Here is a 17,871-nt window from a genome sequence, read left to right as displayed (position 1 = left end):
ACACTACTCTAGAATGCTGAATTATTAGAGGTGAGGTGCCCTAAAGGCAATGTATGAGTCGGGCCACGGCGCTCTCGATGAGTTCACTCACGGAGGGATAGCGCAGCTTTCGCGAAGAATCGTGGGGGGGATATCCGACAGAACTTTCCACGCAAAATGGCAAAAGACCTACTTCATGTATCGAACGTAATCTCAACCATTACAGCGACACAGCTAGAGGACCTGACTTCAGATGGCGTCCTTTCGCCAGCGCTGAACAGAGCAATTGATAGCTATTTCGAAGCACAAGCCTAACCCATAAGGATTGAGGCGCCTCGAAGAGTCGTTTCAATCCGCTGTTCAAGAAGCCCGGGGAGTGGGCGGCGAACGGTATATGGGAAATGCTTGCGCACGGAAGAGCGGCGGGGTTGGAAGAGTGCCGCGGGTGGCATAGCCCGCGTAGGTCGCAATATGGCGCATTGCGCCAACATGCGCCATATTGCGCCGAATATCATTCGTCGTAACGCAAGGCTCCCTCCGACTCGCCACCCCAATTCGGCGGATAGACCCCATCCTTCACTAGGCGGTGAAACGTTGAAAAGGGCCAATCGATCACGCGACTGACCAAGCCATGTTTCACCGGGTTGAAATGCACATGATCCATGTTCCACCTCGTCACGAATCAGGTGCTCCCAGTACCGCCGTTGCCAGATTCCGCGTTACGAACCTTCGTGGGGAGTAGCCGCCGGCTACCCCCACGCGGCTTCCATCTCTAGAGGATCGCACGCCAACAAGGGGGAGTGCGGCCCTGAATCACCACTGGCCGTTTAGGCGATAGCCGCCTTAGAATTCGCTGCCCAAATACCGGAGATTGAAATGGAACTGAACGGATCAGTGTGTATCGTGACGGGTTCGTCCGCCGGTGTGGGGGCGGCCTGCGCGGTACAACTCGCGCGCAAGGGTTGCCGTGTGGTGGTGAATTACACGCGCAGCGAAACGGAGGCACGCACAACGCTGGCGCAATGCGAGGCAGCGGGCGCGGAGGCGATTCTTGTGCAAGGGGACGTGGCCACCGACGCCGACTGCCGGCGCATCGCGGCTCGCGCGCGCGAACGCTGGGGACGCATCGATGCCCTCATCAACAATGCCGGCATTACCAAGTTCGCCGAGGCGGATGACCTCGAGGCTCTAGTAGCCGAGGATTGGCAGCGCATCTATGGCGTCAACGTCATCGGCGCCTATCAGATGATTCGCGCGTGCGTGCCGGCGATGAAGTCGGCCGGCGCGGGCACCGTGGTGAACATTTCGTCCATGGCCGGCTTGACCGGTTTGGGGACATCCACCGCCTATGTTGCATCGAAGGGGGCACTCAATGCCTTGACCCTCGCGCTCGCGCGCGCGCTCGCGCCCACCATCCGGGTCAATGCGGTGGCGCCCGGACTGGTCGATACGCGATGGCATCTGGACCGCTTTACGGACCGGACTGGCTATCAAAAATTCTTGGACTCCTACAAGGCCTCGGTACCGCTGGCGAAGGTGGCCAATGCGGATGATGTCGCCAGTGTTGCGATCTGGCTCCTAGAAGGGGCGTCGCATATCACCGGCGAGATCCTCAAGGTAGATGGCGGCAGGCATCTTGGGAAAGGCCCGCCGCGAAATCCCTAAGCCGGCATAGCCGGAACCAAAACGCATGCACTCGCTTCGGCAACAATCATGTTACGAACAAGGGGAGAACCCCCTTGTTTATCCCACCAGAGGGAACAAGGGGCGATCCACTTGTTGATCCCCCAAAACCAGACCACCGCTCCGCAATTTCTTCTCCAATTCTGTCAACAGTGAATCCGTAAGAGACTAAACGAAACCGGCAGGCTTAGCCGCCCGGCGCGGTCACCGCCTTCTCTCCTTGCACCGGCGTGGGCTGCGTCTTCGGCAGTAGGATGACGATGAGCGCCCCCACGAACGCCAAACCCGCCAAAGCGAAAAACGCCGCCTCGGCCGCTCCACCCGCCGCCGTTCGAATGGTACCTATGAGATCCGGGCCGAAGTAGCCACCGAGGTTTCCCACGGAATTGATCCACGCGATTCCCGCGGCCGCCGCCGTGCCGGAGAGGAAGGCCGTCGGGAGCGACCAGAAAGTCACCACGCAACCAGCCCATCCGATGGTGATCAATGTGAGCCCAATGATCGATATGACTGGAGAGTGATGAGCAACCGCTAGAACCAGCAGGCCAACCATCTCCACCAGAAAACCGGTGGCACAGTGCCAGCGGCGCTCACCCGTGCGATCGGAATGGGTGCCCCAGTAAATCATCGCAATTATGCTGGCACCCCAGGGAATCATGCTCACCAGGCCAACCTTGAGCAGGTCCTTCTTGTCGATACCCAACTCTTGTATGATCGTCGGCATCCAGAATCCCACTGCGTAGAAGCATGTAGCCATGGCGAAGTAGACCAACGCCAGGGCCCATAAACGACCGTCCTTGAAGGCGTCGATAAAGCCGTGCCTGCGGCCCAGTTGCCGTTTGGCGGCATTGTCTTCTTCAACCCGCTTGATCAGAAGATTCTTTTCGTCCTGCGTGAGCCAGGGAGTGGATTTCGGTCCGTCGTGCATTATCACGAACACCAGTATGCCGATGATCACCGACGGTACGCCCTCGAGCAGGAACAGCCATTGCCATCCGCGCCAGCCATACGCGCCATCCGTGAACTGCATGATGGCGCCGGAAACTGGCGAGCCCACCAACTGAGCCACGCCGATGGCGGTCATGAACAGTGCCACCATCTTCGCGCGCCGCGCGCCGGGAAACCAATAGGTCAGATAGAGAATGACGCCTGGGAAGAAACCCGCCTCGGCCACGCCAAGCCAGAAGCGCAGAAAATAGAACGTGAATTGGGCGTCCGTGCAATGGAACATGGTGGCGATGGCGCCCCAGTGAATATCGCCGGTGAACATGAAAGCCGACGATATGATGCCCCACGTGATCATGATGCGCGCGATCCAGATGCGCGCCCCCACCTTTTCCAGGATCACGTTACTCGGCACCTCGAATATGAAGTAGCCGATGAAGAATATGCCAGCGCCAAAACCGTAGATGGCATCGCTAAAGTGCAGATCGCTCGCCATCTGCAACTTGGCGAAGCCCACGTTCACGCGATCTAGGAACGCGACGATGTAGCATAGAAACAAGAATGGGATGAGACGCGCGGCGACTTTCTTGTAAGTGGCCTCCTCGAACGCGGGCGTGAATGTGGTCGCCATGAAATCTCCTCTGTGTGTTGTTATAGTGGTGGTGATGCTCATGGGGTGTAAGGGCGAACATCCGCATATCCCGTCAAACACGCCATTGTATTGGGCTTTCCTGCCTACCTAAGCTGTGCTCGAATATGGACCAAGCCCCGCTCAGCACACGGGCACGGCCAGCCGGTAAAATCGGCTGCACCGCATAACGCAGATCAATCGAGGAGAGCTAAGGCCATGGCCAGTCATGCAACCGGAGATGGGGGTATTCCACCGCGCGACGCCACGAAGCGCGGACTGAAACGTGTGATGACCTTGGGCGGGGCCTACGGCACCCGTAACTACACGGTCAAAGATCTGCGGGACCAGAAAGGCAAGCGGGTTCTGGTGGAGACCCTGCCTTTTTCGCCGGAGGAGGCGGCCGCCGCCGAAGAAGCTGGCATCGACACCATGAAAGTACGCTTCGATCCGAAGCGGCCCGAACTGGCGGCGGCGATTCGCAAAGCCGCGCCCAATACCTTCATGTCATTCTCGGTACCGTTAGTGGCCGCGGCCAGCGAGGCCGAAGCGGTGCGCCTCGCCTATCAAGCGATGGAACTGGGGGCCGACGGCATCATGTGCCAATGGTCGCCGCGATTCGTGAGCGCCGCCGCGGAAGCGGGTGTGCCGGTGCAGGGCCATGCGGGGTTAGTGCCCAGAAAGAGTACCTGGACCGGCGGCTTGCGCGCCGTCGGCAAGACTCTCGAAGAAGCGCTGTGGATTTACCGCGAGGTCAAACGCCTGGAGGAAGCCGGCGCTTGGGCGGTGGAAGTCGAAGTCATCCCCGCCGAATTGCTAGTAGAGATCACCAGGCGCACCACATTGCTCACGTCATCCATCGGTGCCGGCAGCGGCGGCGACATCCAGTTCCTGTTCGCGGAAGATATTCTCGGCAACAACGGCCCGCCCTACCCGAGGCATTCGAAGCAGTACCGCAACCTATTCAAACTACGCGAAGCCATGCAGGCCGAACGCATCGGCGGGTTCAAGGATTTCATTCAGGATGTTCGGTCTGGCGGATTCCCGGGCAGGGAGCACGTCATCGAGGCACCAGAGGGGTTGCTCAAGGCTTTCGTGGATCAAGCCGAACGCAGTGAGCGCCGGCCAGACGTACCCCCCGTGGCAAGATAGGCCTACAACATCTCCAGCGCGACCGGCCCTTTCGGCGGCGGGAACAGCTTATCGAGTTCCGAGATCTGTTCCTTGGTAAGCGTATGTTGCAAGGATCCGGTGTTTTCCTTCACGTGTTGCCGCTGGCCGGTTTTCGGGATGGCGATCACGTTCTCCTTGGCCAATAACCAAGCGAGCGCCGCCTGCGCCGCTGTCATGCCGTTGCGCCGCGCGAAGTCTGTAAGTTTGGGGTTGCGTAGCAAGCGCGCTTGTTCAATGGGCGAATACGCCATGATTGGAATTCTTCGCTCCCGCATCCAAGGGGCCAAATCCCATTCGATACCGCGCCGGGTGAGGTTGTAGAGCAATTGATTCGTGGCCACGGCCTCGGCGCCGGCGAGGGGGTGAAACTCACGCATATCGTCAAGATCCAGATTGCTGGCGCCGAAGTGCCGGATCTTTCCCTTTTCCTGGAGCGCAAGCAATGCTTCCAGCGTCTCTTCCAACGGCACGCTGCCGCGCCAATGCAGCAAATAAAGATCGAGGCGGTCGGTGCGCAAGCGTTTGAGGCTGCGCTCGCAGGCGGCCGCGGTACCCTTGCGCGTGGCATTGTGCGGATAGACTTTGCTCACCAGAAAAACTTGGTCTCGGCGGCCGGCGATCGCTTCGCCGATTAATTCTTCCGATCTGCCGTCGCCATACATCTCCGCCGTATCGATCAGCGTGAGCCCGAGATCGAGTCCCAATTGCAGCGCTTCGATTTCTTCGCTACGCGCGGAGCGATTGTCGCCCATGTTCCAGGTGCCCTGCCCCAGTGCGGGCACGCATTCGCCAGATGGGAGCGCAACGGTTTTCATGGTTTTCCCCTTCTTCCCATCATGAGAGTCCAATCGCACAAGGCACGCGGTCCATCAAATGAGCAACGCTGCCACGAAGATGCCGGTCATCATGAAGGCAATCACCACCTTGGCAATGAGACCAGCCATGATGCCGAGCCAAGTGGCAACGCCCGCCTTGATGGCGCGGTCGTAATCGCGTCGCGCCAGATATTCTCCCAAGGCGGCACCAACGAGAGGCATGAACAACACGCCCGCGATACCGCCGAATATACCGGCCACGGTCCCCAGCGCCGCGCCAATGACTGCTTTGCGGCTCGCCCCCACTTTCTTGGCGCCAAGTACGCCGCTCGCGTAATCCAGGCCCCAAGCCACAATCGCCAGCACCGTTACCGCCGCCACGCTGCCCCAGCCAATGCGGGTAAAGTCGCCGATCCAGGCGCCTGTCACGATGCCCACCAGAATGAGCAAGGTCCCGGGAAGGACTGGCAATACGGTGCCCGCCAAGCCCAGGAGGATCAGCGTCGCGCTCAGTATCCACAATGAGGTATCGCCCACGATCTCGCCCAAAAAGTTGATCTTGCTCCGCGAATGGCGGCGCAATGCCTAATCTACGGCCGCCTTGAAAGCCTCACCGCAAAATCAAGAGCCGCAGAATATCTGAATTCCGAAATGCATTCCGCGCGCATGTCCCGATAAGGTTGCTGCCTATAAAGCCACGCCAGCGCGTCCCTTGAAGGGCCATCGGACTAGAATGCCCCCCTTTCCAAATGCCGCTCCATTGCAAGTGAGTAACCAAACGGGAGCCCATCGAAACGGGGCCCAGAGCGCCGGCGTGGTCATCGTCGGCGCTGGCGCAGCCGGCATGATGTGCGCGATTGAAGCGGGCAAGCGCGGGCGCGAAGTGGTGCTCATCGACCACGCGAAGATATTGGGCGAGAAGATCCGTATCTCCGGCGGCGGGCGTTGCAACTTCGCCAATAAAGACGTGCGCCCGGAGCATTATTTATCCGCAAATCCGCACTTTTGCCGCTCGGCGCTCGCGCGCTACGCCCCACGGGACTTCATCGCGCTCATGGCGAAGCATGGCATCGCATGGCACGAGAGGAAGCACGGACAATTATTCTGCGCCGGCTCCGCGCAGCAGATCATCGATATGCTCAAAGCCGAATGCGACGATGCCGGTGTAAGGTGGTGCATGCCAGCGGAAATCGATTCCATCGAAAAGCGCGAGAGATTCGTGATTAGCACCAACCGCGGCATCCATGAATGCGCATCGTTGGTCATCGCGACCGGCGGACTGTCCATTCCGCAACTCGGTGCCAGCCCTTTCGGTTATCGCATCGCAGGGCAGTTCGGCTTGGCGGTCACACCTTTGCGCGCGGGGCTAGTTGGGCTCACATTCGCGCCGGACACCTTGGTGCAGTTCGCCGGGTTGGCGGGCATTTCCATCGATGCGTCCGTCAGTTGCAACGGCGCGAGTTTCCGGGAAGCACTGCTTGTCACCCATCGCGGCCTGTCTGGCCCGTCGATACTTCAGATTTCCACTTACTGGAAACCGGGCCAGGATATCTCTGTGAATGTTCTGCCGGGCCACGATGCGATGGAGATCCTCGAGCGCTCGCCGGAAAAGCTTCTGGCCAATGCGCTGGGCGAGTTTCTACCGCAGCGTCTTGCCGAGCGGTGGGCGGAATTCAATTTCGAGAATCAGCCTGTGAAGCGTTTTAATGCGGCACGTCTGCGCGAAATCGCCGCGCGCCTGCACGATTGGCGCATCCGGCCCAGCGGCACCGTCGGTTACAAGAAAGCCGAAGTCACCCTGGGCGGCGTGGACACGCGTGAACTTTCATCGAAGACGATGGAGGCCAGCAAGCACCCCGGCCTGTATTTCATCGGCGAAGTCGTGGACGTAACCGGCCACTTGGGCGGTTACAACTTTCAGTGGGCCTGGGCCTCCGGCTACGCCGCTGGCCAAGTGGTCTGAAAACGCACCGCGCCTTGAAGGCACGGCCTTATTCGCTCCATGGCACGCGAGCGCCAACAACCGCGGCCGGCCCGAGTATCTGCGGATCTTGCTCGTAGCCCAGTTCCGCGAGCTTGGCAGCCGCCACTTCGACAAGGCGTTTGAAACTGATGCGCTTGCGTTTGCGCAATTCAAGGCACAACGCGTAGGTAAACGCGCCATAGCTCGTCACTCCGTGCCGGTATTCATAGGAAAATTGGTCTTCCTTGCAGGCTTCGATGATAAGAGGAAGGTAGGGGCCTATTTTCGCGGACCCAGCACGCCGCTTGACTTGCCGGTACTGCGCTTCGGTTTGCATGCGCAACAAGGACGCGCGGCCGAGCCGAGTCGAAGTCCATTGCTCTCCAAAATACTTCTTGTTCGCCTCATTGTCGGACGAGAACGCCCTGTTGAGGCGTTTGAAATCCCGCGCCACCCACATATCAGCGCTTTTGTCCCACTTCAATTCGCGATGCCGGATATCGTCGGGCGGATTGAGTCCGCGAACCCGGGCGCCCCCTTGCCGGTGCATGCCGCCCGAATGGCAGCAGTCCAGAATCATCGCAAAGCGCACGCCGTAGGGAAGCTGGCTGTACAACGCATGAATCTCGTCATCGGTGATCGCCTTGTCCGGCGACCAGTCGAAGTCCACGGGCACTAGCGTCTCGGCCTTGCGATCCGGCTCGAGATTCTCGCCGTATTCCGGAATCGAAGCGCCATGCCCGCTGTAGTAGAAGACGCGTTCATCGCCCGCTCTCGGGTCGTCTAGCAGCCATTGCAAGCGCTCGGCAATCCCTTGGCGAGTGGCCCTTTCATCGAGGCACACGCGAATATTCTCCGGCGCGAAGCCGCACTCTTGCAATGCCGAACTCATCAGGAATACATCGTTGACGCATCCCTCGAGCCTGTCTTGCTCTTGCGGATAGCGGTTGATGCCCACGAGCAGCGCGCGCTGGCCCGTGCGGCCTTGCTTCTTCAATACCGCCGCGCTTTCGCGGGGCGCGCGTGCCGCGCCGAAGGCCCGTGCATTGATGCGCTGTTCCACGGCCGGCCGCCAGACACTCTCCACCGTATTGCGGTGCTTCAGGTATTCGGTGGGAGAGTGATCGGCCATGCCCTCTATATCGAAAGGCGTGTCCGTTTGCCTGAAATTCGCGGCGTCGAGTAACCTGACCGGCGCGGTAAAAACATCGTCCTCCTCGTTGTACAGGTGATGCCAGTATTTCACCGGCAACGGCACGATTCGCCCCCCCCGTGAGATTACCCACCACGAAAGGATTGCCGATCTGCGAACCCAAGGTGACATAGCGGCTTTTGGCTATGGCGGCTGCGTAAGCAGGCCGCTTCGCATCAGGATGCGAAAAGGCGTTGTAAGTGACCAGGGAACCGAGGCTGTGGGCCAGAATGATGTCGGGCTGTTCGGCCGCCACGGCATCCAGAATGCGAGCGCGAGTCTGCTTTTGAAAATCCTCATCCTCGACCCAGGCAACGACATAACCCGCCGTCCACTTCACCCGGTCCGACAGGTCCCCCAGCACTGCGCGGCGCCGCCGAAATATGGAACTCACCCCGCTTCGTGTGAGCTTCCATACGGCTTGCATCGTTTCCCACACCGACAAATCCACCCGTTCGAAGATATCGTCGTAGGTAAGAAAGGAAAACTCCAACTGAACGTTCTGCTGCCCAGGAAAAACCGCGAGCACCGCCGCCTTCCAATCGTTCTTCCAGGTACTGTTACGGTGATCTCCCAGGCCATGAACTCCGAGAATCTTGATCGTTTTCATGGGTCCGCCTTGGGAATTATTGTGATTGCGAGGCGGAAACTGTAGCGCCGGATTGGCGCTTGGTCAATTTCCAGCGAAGGGACGCCCGCGATCACGTCGCCAATGTGATCGGAAGCGTTCTCTTCCAACTACGCCGCGAGCTGCCGAATCAGTCCGGCGCGAGCTTGCGCCGGGGCGAAGCTGAAATCCAGGGTTACCCGGTCTATCAGCCCGCCAAAACGCTCGTGGATCTTCGGAACGATTTGTTCTGGCTCGGCCACAACCGCGAAGGTGTGCAGCATTTCCTCCGAGATCAAGTCCCCCATTTCGGCCCAGCGGCCCTCCTTCGACATCTTGTTGAGTTCCGGTATAAGAGGACCCACGGCGGCCAGGAAGATCCGCGGCGGGCCGGCATCGCTGGGCTTGGGAGAAAACGCCGGCGTCATCAAAGTGTGTCGATAGAACTCGCCGCTAAAATTCAGCGGCTCTCCTCGATACCAGTGGGCCCAGATGGCACGCATGGCCGCGATGAATTCTCGCATGCGCGCCGCGGGGTGCGACCAAGGCATGGAAAAGCGCCGCTCGATGTGGGCGCGAATCTGGGAGCCCAGGCCAAGAATAAAGCGCCCGTTATACTAAGCATTGAGGTCGTTGCCGATGTGCGCGAGATTCATGGGATTGCGCGCTAATGCCACGGCGATAGCCGTGGTCAGCTCCAGACTTTCGCTGTGCTCGGCCGCAAGCAGCAACGGCAAAAAAGGATCATTACCAGTCTCCACCGTTTGCACGCCCGCGTAGCCATGGGCTTCAAAAGCGGCGGCCTGGGTGGGTACCGCCGGTAGATCGGGAGCTAAGAGGGCATCGGCTTTCATCGCACGGTTCCGGCTTATTTGGTGGAAGTGCCCTCGCTCAAAGCCGCCACCACGGCCTCATTCACATGCTCAAGGAAAATGAACTCCATCTTGTCGCGCGCTTCCTTGGGCACGTCCCGCAAGTCCTTCTCATTGCGCTTGGGCAACATCACCCGCGTGATGCCGGCGCGGAGCGCGGCCAAGATTTTTTCCTTGATGCCGCCCACGGGCAAGACCAATCCACGGAGGCTGATCTCGCCAGTCATGGCGGTGTCGTGGCGCACGGAGCGGCCGGAAAGTAGCGACGCGAGACACAAGAACATGGCCACGCCGGCGCTGGGGCCATCCTTGGGGATGGCGCCGGCAGGGACGTGCACGTGAATGTCGGATTTGTCCAGTGCGCTGGCATCGAATTGCAGATCGCCCGCGCTGGATTTGACCAGCGTTAGCGCGGCTTGCGCGCTTTCCTTCATCACGTCGCCCAACTGGCCGGTGAGGATCAAGCGGCCGCTTCCCGGTGTGCGGCTGGCCTCGATGAACAAGATGTCGCCTCCGACCGGGGTCCACGCCAATCCAGTTGCCACCCCAGGCATGCTGGTGCGAGCGGCGACTTCGCTCTCGAATTTCGGTGGTCCAAGTATTTCGGCCACCTGGGCGGCATCGATTTCAACCCGGGCTTCGCCATCGGCCACCCTCACCGCCGCGTGGCGGCACAGCGCGCCGATTTCGCGCTCCAGATTGCGCACACCTGCCTCGCGGGTGTAATCGCTGATGAGGCGTTGGATAGCGCTGCCGGTGATGGCGCAGCGCTCCGCCGCCAATCCGTTCTCGGCCAATTGTCGTTTCATCAGATAGCGCTTGGCGATTTCCAGTTTCTCCTCGGCGGTATAGCCGGGCAGGTCGATGATTTCCATGCGATCTCGCATCGGCCCTGGGATCGTGTCCAGCATGTTGGCGGTGCAGATGAACACCACGCGCGATAGATCGAAGGGCACGCCGAGATACGCATCGCGGAAGCTCACGTTTTGCTCGGGATCGAGCACCTCCAACATCGCGGAGGAAGGATCTCCATGGCCGCTGCGGCTGAGCTTGTCGATCTCGTCCAAGAGCATGACGCAGTCGCGCGTGCCGGCTTTCTTGATGGCCTGAATGATGTTCCCCGGCAAGGAGCCGATGTAGGTTCTGCGATGACCGCGAATCTCGGATTCGTCGTGCACGCCTCCCAGGGACACGCGCACGAACTTGCGCCCCATGGCCTTGGCGATACTCTGGCCAAGCGAGGTCTTGCCCACGCCGGGAGGGCCGGCAAAACATAGAATGGTGCCGTGACCGTCTGGATTGAGTTTTCGAACGGCGAGGTATTCCAGAATGCGGCGCTTGATTTTCTCCAGGCCGAAGTGATCCTCGTCCAGGATGGTGCGCGCGGCGGCAAGGTCGATGGCCCCTTCGCTCAATTTGGACCAGGGTAGTTCGACTAGCCAGTCGAAGTAACCGCGGGCCATGCTGTATTCGCTGGACGCCTCCGGCATGCGAGAGAGGCGCTTCAATTCCTTGCGGGCATGGGTTTCCACTTCGGGCGGCATCTTGGCATCCGCCAAGGCCTTTTCCAGTTCCTGGATTTCGGCCGCAGCCTCGTCGCCCTCGCCCAATTCCTCGTGAATGGATTTGAGCTGCTCGCGCAGCACGAATTCGCGCTGGCGCTTGTCCAGGCTGGCCTTGGTCTTGTCATCGATCTCCTTGGTCAGGCGCAGCACTTCGATGCGCTTCACCAGATGGTCGAGCACCTTGTCGAGCCGCGCGCGGATGTTGAAGCTCGCCAGCAGTTCTTGTTTCTCCTCTGGCTTGATGTCCATGAAGCCGCCCACCATGTCCGCCAAGGGGCCGGGGGAGTTGTACGCCTGCAAGGCAGTGGCCAGCTTGGGCGGGGCCTGCGGCAGGAGTTCCAGCGCCTCGTGGGCTTTCTTCTTCAATTGGATGAAGCGCGCTTCGATGTCCTGGCTCGCCTCCTCGCCGTCGTTGACCCGTTCGATACGCGCGACCATGAAGGGATAACCAGTGAGGTACTCCTTCACGATGAAGCGCTGCATCCCCTGGCAGATGACGTGGTGAGACCCGTCGGGCGTGGCGATGAGGCGAAGAATCTGCGCCACGGTGCCCACGTGATGCAGATCCGAGGGGGAAGGATCGTCTTTTCCCGCATCCTTCTGCAGCAAGATGCCGATGGGGCGCTCGGTCCGTATGGCCTGCTGGGCCGCTGCGACGGAAGCCTCGCGGCCCACTGACAGGGGCAGGATCATGCCGGGTAACAGCACGATATTACGCACCGGAATCAGCGCAATAGCATCATCTGGCAATACGAATACGGGGCGTCCGCCGGGCAAGGCCGGGACGTTTTTAGTCTGAGGTGTCACCTCGATAGGCGGCGGCGAGTTACTTTCTGCTTCCTGCGCCAAGATGCTCTCCGGTGAACAAGGGAATGTTCCTCGGATATCGGGGTGAATGGCGGGATTTCAACCGCCCTGGTCCGGCACCACCGCAGTTGCTTCGATTTCCACCTTGGCGGCATCCTCGATCAAGGCTGGCACCTGCAAGGCCGTCATGGCCGGGAAGTGATTGCCGATGACTTCGCGATAGGCAGCACCTAAAGCGCGGTAGGCGCTGACATAGGCCTTCTTGTCGGTCACGTACCATGTCATGCGCGCGATGTGCTCGGGGCGCCCTCCAGCCTGTGCCAACACCGCAACAACGTTCTTCAACGCCTGCCGGGCTTGTTCGGCCAGATCGCCGCTCACAATGTGGCATTGCTCGTCCCAGCCGATCTGGCCCGCGATAAAGACCAATCTCCCCCGCGCCGCGATGCCATTCGAATACCCACGCGGCCGCGCCCATCCGGGTGGTTGCAATACTTCCAGTCCGCTCGCCATCGCCGTTCCTCCGTATTTGGAAAAAAACCATCCACCACGGAGGCACAGAGACACAGAGAAAGGCAGTGAGTGAACAGCACACTCAGGACACTCCGTGACCAATTAGGGACTCACTGATCAAGTCTTCCGTTCGTGGTGAGTCGTGAGCCCGCCGAACGATCGAACCATGAACGAAAGGCCTCGTCACATCGCCGCATCGCAGGATCGCCCTTCGACTAGCTCAGGGCGAACGTGCTTAATCAGCTTATCCTAAGATATTGGGGTTGTCTTCCTCTGTGCCTCTGTGCCTCTGTGGTGAAAAAGCCTTTGTAGTGTTTTACACCCCCAAGTACCGGTGCCAGACCCCATGATCGGCATCGAGTTCCTTGGAACTTCCCGCCCACACCACCCGCCCGCGCTCGATGATGGTGTGACGGTGGGCGAGTTTAATGAGCCGCTCGACATACTTGTCGATCAGCAAAATGGTTTGGCCTTCGCCGCTCAAGGTCTTCAGGCACTGCCAAATCTCTTCCCGTATGAGCGGTGCCAAACCTTCGGTGGCTTCGTCCAGCACCAACAGATGAGGGTTGGTCATGAGCGCGCGGCCGATCGCCAGCATCTGTTGTTCGCCGCCCGAGAGTTGGTTACCGAAATTCCTTTTACGCTCTTGCAAGCGGGGGAACAATGCGTAAACGCGCTCGGAGTTCCAATGACCATGCGTCCGCCCGCGATGGGTAGCGAAGGCCACCAGATTTTCCTCCACGCTCAGGTTCGGAAAGATCTGCCTGCCCTCCGGCACCAGCGCCAATCCCAATTTGGCCACGTAGTAGGCGGGCCGCCCGCCGATGTCTTCCCGGCGAAACCGGACCGTACCTTTCCAGCGTGGCGTGAGGCCCATGAGCGCGCGCACGGTCGTAGTCTTCCCCATTCCGTTGCGCCCCAGCAAGGTGACGATTTCCCCCTCGTCGATGCGTAGATCGATGCCGAACAGCACCTGGCTCGTGCCATAGCCGGATTCCAAACCGCCGATCTCTAGGAGAGCGCTCACGCCGCCACCTCATCTCCGAGGTAAGCTTTCTTCACCTCCGGGCTGCGCCGCACGGCTTCCGGCGTACCGGTTTCGATCACGCGGCCGGCCACCAACACGGAGATGCGATCGGCCAGGCGAAACACGGCATCCATATCGTGCTCGATCATGAGCACGGTGCATTGGCTCTTGAGTTCCTCGATCAGGCGCACCATCTGCTCGAAATCCTCCGGCCCCATGCCGGCCAAGGGTTCATCCAGCAACAGCAGCTTCGGCCCGGTGGCAAGTGCCAGTCCAACCTCCAGGCGACGCTGTTGGCCATGAGAAAGATTCCTGGCCAGAACATCTGCCTTGCCTTCGAGTCCAACCCGAATCATCACCTCGGCCGCGCGCTCGAACAAAGCACGCTCCCGCACCGCCGGGCGCCAGAATCCCAACGGAGTATCCGACATCGCCTGGACCACGAGCGAGAGATTGTCCAGCACGCTGCAATTCAAGAATATGTTGGTGACTTGATAGGAACGCGCGATGCCCAGTTGTACACGCCGGTACGCAGGCACCGCCGTGATGTCGCGGCCGCCGAATTCGATGCGGCCCGCGTCGCATGCAATGGTGCCGGTGATTTCGTGCACCAGCGTGGTCTTCCCGGCGCCGTTGGGCCCGATCAGCGCGTGCAATTCGCCACGCACCACCGAAAGAGTGACGCCATCGCTCACGGCGAAGGCGCCGTAGCGCTTCACCACACCCTGTAACCGCAGAACCTCGTCAGCCACGGGCGCGGCCCCACAAACTGAGCAACCCATTGCGCGCGAACAACACTACACCCAGCAACACGACACCAAGACCTAGTTGCCAATAAATGGTCTGCGTGGACAGCACTTCTTCCAGAAGCAAGAAAATGGCTGCCCCCAGCACTCCGCCGTATACATAACCCACGCCGCCCAGCAACAACATGATGAGCAGCATGCCCGACTGGTTCCACTGCAAGAGCGTTGGGCTCGCGAGCTGGCTCTGGTTGACGATGAGCGCGCCCGCCAATCCCGCCAAGGCGCCGCTGATCACGAAGCACAGAAGCTTGTAGCGATACACGGGAATGCCGATGGCCTCCGCGCGGCTCTCGTTCTCTCGAATGGCCTGTAGCGCGCGCCCGAAACGCGCGTTCACCAAACGGCGCACCAACACCATGCACAAAGCCCCTAGCGCCAACACGACGTAATAGAACACCTCGTCCGATTTGGCATTCAACCCGAATGGCAATTCCGACCGCTGTACAAGCGGTAATCCATCGTCTCCGCCATACTCCTTGAGCGATACGAAGACGTAGTAAATCATCTGCGCGAACGCAAGCGTGATCATGATGAAATATACGCCGCGTGTGCGCAAGGAGATCGACCCTATCACCAGCGCCACCAAGGCGCTTACCGCCATGGCCACTGGCCAGGTGATACACGCCGGCAGCACGCCGTGATACATGAAAATTCCCACCACGTAGGCACCCGTGCCAAAGAATGCGGCTTGTCCGAAGCACACCATTCCGCCGAACCCCACCAGGAGATTCAGGCTGGTAACGGCCAAGGCGAGAATCATGATTCGGCTCACCAACACCGTATAGAAGGGTTGGTCGATGTAGCGCATGAATAGGGGAAACAAAATGAGCATGCCGAGCACGAGCAACTCCGTCCGCGGTTTCGCCGGGTGATGCAATTGGGCGCTGGCCGGCTGCGCGCTCATCCTCGCGCCGGAAACAAACCTTGAGGACGCCAAAACAGCACACCCGCCATCAAGATGTAGATGAGGATGGAAGCCAGTGCCGGCCCGAGGTTGGATGCCACTTGCGGGGAAAACACTTCACGCAAGGTCATGGGCAAAATCGTGCGCCCAACCGTATCCACCACGCCCACCAGGATGGCGCCCACGAAGGCTCCGCGAATGGAACCGATGCCGCCCACCACGATGACCACGAAGGCCAGGATCAAGATGCTTTCGCCCATGCCCACCTGCACCGCTAGCAGCGGACCGAGCATCGCCCCGGCCAGCGCGCTGAGCGCCGCACCCACGGCGAACACGGCGGTGAACAGACCGCGCACATTCACGCCCATCGCCATGGCCATCTCGCGGTTGGAAGCACCCGCGCGCACCCACATTCCCGCGCGCGTATGACTCACCAAGAAATACAGCAACAGCGCGACCGCGATGCCCACCGCGATGATGAGCAAGCGATAGATGGGATAAGTCAGTCCAGGTATGACTTCCACGGGGCCGGACAAGGCTTCAGGCAGATTCAGCGCCACCGGTTGCGGTCCCCAGATGAGGCGCACGAATTCGTTCAAGATGAGGATCAACGCAAAGGTTGCGAGCACCTGCGACAAATGATCGCGCTCGTACAAGGTACGCAACAGCGTGACTTCCAGCAGCACCCCAATGACCGCCGTACCCGCCAGGCTCCCCCCCACGCCTAATAAGAATGATCCGCTATAAGTCGTCAGCGCCGCCGCCAGGTAAGCACCGGTCATGTAGAGCGACCCGTGCGCCAGATTGATCATGTCCATGATGCCAAAGACCAGCGTCAATCCCGCCGCCAGCAAAAACAGCATCAAGCCGAATTGCAATCCGTTGAGGGACTGTTCGGTTAGGAAAACGAAATCCATCTTCTCAGGGAGGAGGGAGGGGGGAGGGGGGAGGAGGGAGGAGGGAGGAGTAGGAACGTTGGTCAGTATGAGCCTACGGAAATAGGGACAGGCTACGTAACTTGAGAGTGACCACCTTTCCCCGTGCGCGAGGCACTAAGGCGGCGGCGATGATCTCTCCTCCCCCCTCCCTCAATCACTTCATCTTGCACTCTTTCCCATAAACATCCACGTGATTCGGCAACACGATTCCCACCAGCTTGTTGGTGATGCGCCCGCTGGGCTCCTTCACGACTTGGCGGAGATAGAAGTTTTGGATGGGGAAGTGATTCACGTTGAACTTGAAATCGCCGCGCACGGATTTGAAGTTGGCGGCGCCCAACGCCTTGCCCAGGGCCGCTTTGTCTTCGATCTTGCCTTTCACGTCACGCACGGCGGAGTCGATGAGTTGCGCGGCGTCGTAGCCTTGCGAGGCGTAGACGGTCGGCAGCCGGCCGTACTCCTTTTGAAAATCCGCCACGAATTTCTTGTTGGCTTCGTTGTTCAGATCGTGCGCCCACTGCGAGGTGTTGAACAATCCCACCATGGGCTCGCCCACGGCTTTGATGATGTCCTCGTCGGCGATAAAGCCTGGGCCCACCAGCACTGTCTGTTTATTGAGCCCGGCCGCGACGAATTGCTTGATGAAGTTGATGCCCATGCCGCCGGGCAAAAATACGTACGTTGCTTGCGGTTTGGCGGCGCGGATCTGCGCGATCTCGGAGGAATAATCGAGTTGCCCCAGCTTGGTGTAAATCTCCTCCAATACCGGGCCATGATAGAAGCGCTTGAATCCCGTGAGCGCGTCCTTGCCCGCGGGATAATTGGGAGCGATGAGAGCGATGTTGTTGAAACCGCGGTCCTGAACATACTTTCCGGCCGCCTCGTGCGCGCCGTCGTTCTGCCACGCGGTGCTATAGAGCCAAGGGCTGCATCCTTGCCCGGAGAATTGCGCCGGCCCCGCATTGGCGGTGACGAGATAGGTCTGCGCATCGAACACGGCGGGCGCCACGGCCAACATGACATTGGTGAAGACGATGCCGGTGATGAAATCCACGCGGTCCTTCTTGAGAAATTTCTCCGCCAACTGCTTTCCCGTGTCCGGGTTTTGCTGGTCATCGGAGAACAAGACGTCGGCGGGCAACCCGCCCAGCTTGCCGCCATGGTTCTTCACCACCAGATTGAAACCGTCCCGGATATCCAATCCAATGGCGGCCGAGGGCCCCGACAACGTGCTTAGGAATCCCACCTTGACCTTATCCGCCGCGTGCGCTCCCCCGGTCAGTGCGCAGGCCATCAGCGCGGCTGTCGTTATTCTCTTCATGTTTCGCTCTTTTCGGATTCAAATCCGGCCTAGTATATAGGGAGCGCCGGCCAACACCGCCCTTCGCCGGCAATAGCTCTTTCTAGGACAAACCCAGCGTCCTCGGCAGCCACAGCGACAATACAGGGAAGGC

At 59.9% G+C, this 17,871-nt stretch carries 13 protein-coding genes and 2 pseudogenes; 3 read left to right on the top strand and 12 right to left on the bottom strand.

The window, feature by feature from the left end; translation table 11 throughout:
• The first annotated feature begins 855 nt into the window (after positions 1-855).
• Positions 856-1,644 carry an SDR family oxidoreductase gene (locus EXR36_11815; protein MSQ60295.1) on the top strand — a complete coding sequence of 263 codons (789 nt, stop codon included), beginning with the start codon at positions 856-858 and terminating at the stop codon, positions 1,642-1,644.
• A 205-nt stretch (positions 1,645-1,849) separates the two neighbouring features.
• Here EXR36_11815 and EXR36_11810 read toward each other — a convergent pair whose 3' ends face one another.
• Positions 1,850-3,238 carry an MFS transporter gene (locus EXR36_11810; protein ID MSQ60294.1) on the bottom strand — a complete coding sequence of 463 codons (1,389 nt, stop codon included), beginning with the start codon at positions 3,236-3,238 and terminating at the stop codon, positions 1,850-1,852.
• Between the two features lie 216 nt (positions 3,239-3,454).
• Here EXR36_11810 and EXR36_11805 point away from each other — a divergent pair, with 216 nt between their 5' ends.
• Entirely contained in the window at positions 3,455-4,387 is a 933-nt protein-coding gene (locus EXR36_11805; GenBank protein ID MSQ60293.1) for a ketopantoate hydroxymethyltransferase, read from the top strand.
• A 2-nt stretch (positions 4,388-4,389) separates the two neighbouring features.
• On the opposite strand, the gene EXR36_11800 is transcribed toward EXR36_11805, so the two are convergent.
• Together EXR36_11800 and EXR36_11795 are read right to left on the bottom strand one after the other, a co-directional pair.
• Positions 4,390-5,223 carry an aldo/keto reductase gene (locus EXR36_11800; protein MSQ60292.1) on the bottom strand — a complete coding sequence of 278 codons (834 nt, stop codon included), beginning with the start codon at positions 5,221-5,223 and terminating at the stop codon, positions 4,390-4,392.
• Between the two features lie 54 nt (positions 5,224-5,277).
• Positions 5,278-5,760: a DUF456 domain-containing protein gene (locus EXR36_11795; GenBank protein MSQ60291.1), complete on the bottom strand. Its 483-nt coding sequence runs from the start codon at positions 5,758-5,760 to the stop codon at positions 5,278-5,280.
• Positions 5,761-5,956: 196 nt separating this feature from the next.
• On the opposite strand from EXR36_11795, the gene EXR36_11790 reads away from it, so the two are divergent.
• Positions 5,957-7,186, top strand: coding sequence for an NAD(P)/FAD-dependent oxidoreductase (locus EXR36_11790; protein ID MSQ60290.1), 1,230 nt, complete (start codon positions 5,957-5,959; stop codon positions 7,184-7,186).
• A 28-nt stretch (positions 7,187-7,214) separates the two neighbouring features.
• Here EXR36_11790 and EXR36_11785 read toward each other — a convergent pair.
• The 9 genes and pseudogenes from EXR36_11785 to EXR36_11745 form a co-directional block, all read right to left on the bottom strand.
• Positions 7,215-8,988, bottom strand: a pseudogene (locus EXR36_11785) (caspase family protein).
• A gap of 128 nt (positions 8,989-9,116) precedes the next feature.
• Positions 9,117-9,839, bottom strand: a pseudogene (locus EXR36_11780) (LLM class flavin-dependent oxidoreductase).
• Between the two features lie 14 nt (positions 9,840-9,853).
• Entirely contained in the window at positions 9,854-12,115 is a 2,262-nt protein-coding gene (lon, locus tag EXR36_11775) for an endopeptidase La (GenBank protein ID MSQ60289.1), read from the bottom strand.
• Between the two features lie 213 nt (positions 12,116-12,328).
• The gene (locus EXR36_11770) at positions 12,329-12,730 is read right to left on the bottom strand and encodes a RidA family protein (GenBank protein MSQ60288.1); all 402 of its coding nucleotides are present in this window, start codon (positions 12,728-12,730) and stop codon (positions 12,329-12,331) included.
• A 328-nt stretch (positions 12,731-13,058) separates the two neighbouring features.
• Complete coding sequence (locus tag EXR36_11765; protein MSQ60287.1) at positions 13,059-13,769, bottom strand: ABC transporter ATP-binding protein; 711 nt, start codon at positions 13,767-13,769, stop codon at positions 13,059-13,061.
• A complete protein-coding gene (locus EXR36_11760; GenBank protein ID MSQ60286.1) occupies positions 13,766-14,551 on the bottom strand; it encodes an ABC transporter ATP-binding protein in 786 nt (261 codons plus the stop codon). Before EXR36_11760 ends, EXR36_11765 begins: the two co-directional genes overlap by 4 nt.
• Positions 14,514-15,407, bottom strand: coding sequence for a branched-chain amino acid ABC transporter permease (locus EXR36_11755; protein MSQ60285.1), 894 nt, complete (start codon positions 15,405-15,407; stop codon positions 14,514-14,516). Before EXR36_11755 ends, EXR36_11760 begins: the two co-directional genes overlap by 38 nt.
• 68 nt (positions 15,408-15,475) lie before the next feature.
• Positions 15,476-16,396, bottom strand: coding sequence for a branched-chain amino acid ABC transporter permease (locus EXR36_11750; protein MSQ60284.1), 921 nt, complete (start codon positions 16,394-16,396; stop codon positions 15,476-15,478).
• A gap of 175 nt (positions 16,397-16,571) precedes the next feature.
• The gene (locus tag EXR36_11745) at positions 16,572-17,738 is read right to left on the bottom strand and encodes an ABC transporter substrate-binding protein (GenBank protein ID MSQ60283.1); all 1,167 of its coding nucleotides are present in this window, start codon (positions 17,736-17,738) and stop codon (positions 16,572-16,574) included.
• Positions 17,739-17,871: the final 133 nt, after the last annotated feature.

It is taken from the genome of Betaproteobacteria bacterium, from assembly GCA_009693245.1.
Taxonomy (GTDB): domain Bacteria; phylum Pseudomonadota; class Gammaproteobacteria; order Burkholderiales; family SHXO01; genus SHXO01.
Note: the sequence above shows the minus strand (reverse complement) of the source record. Positions and strands in the feature narration are given on the sequence as shown.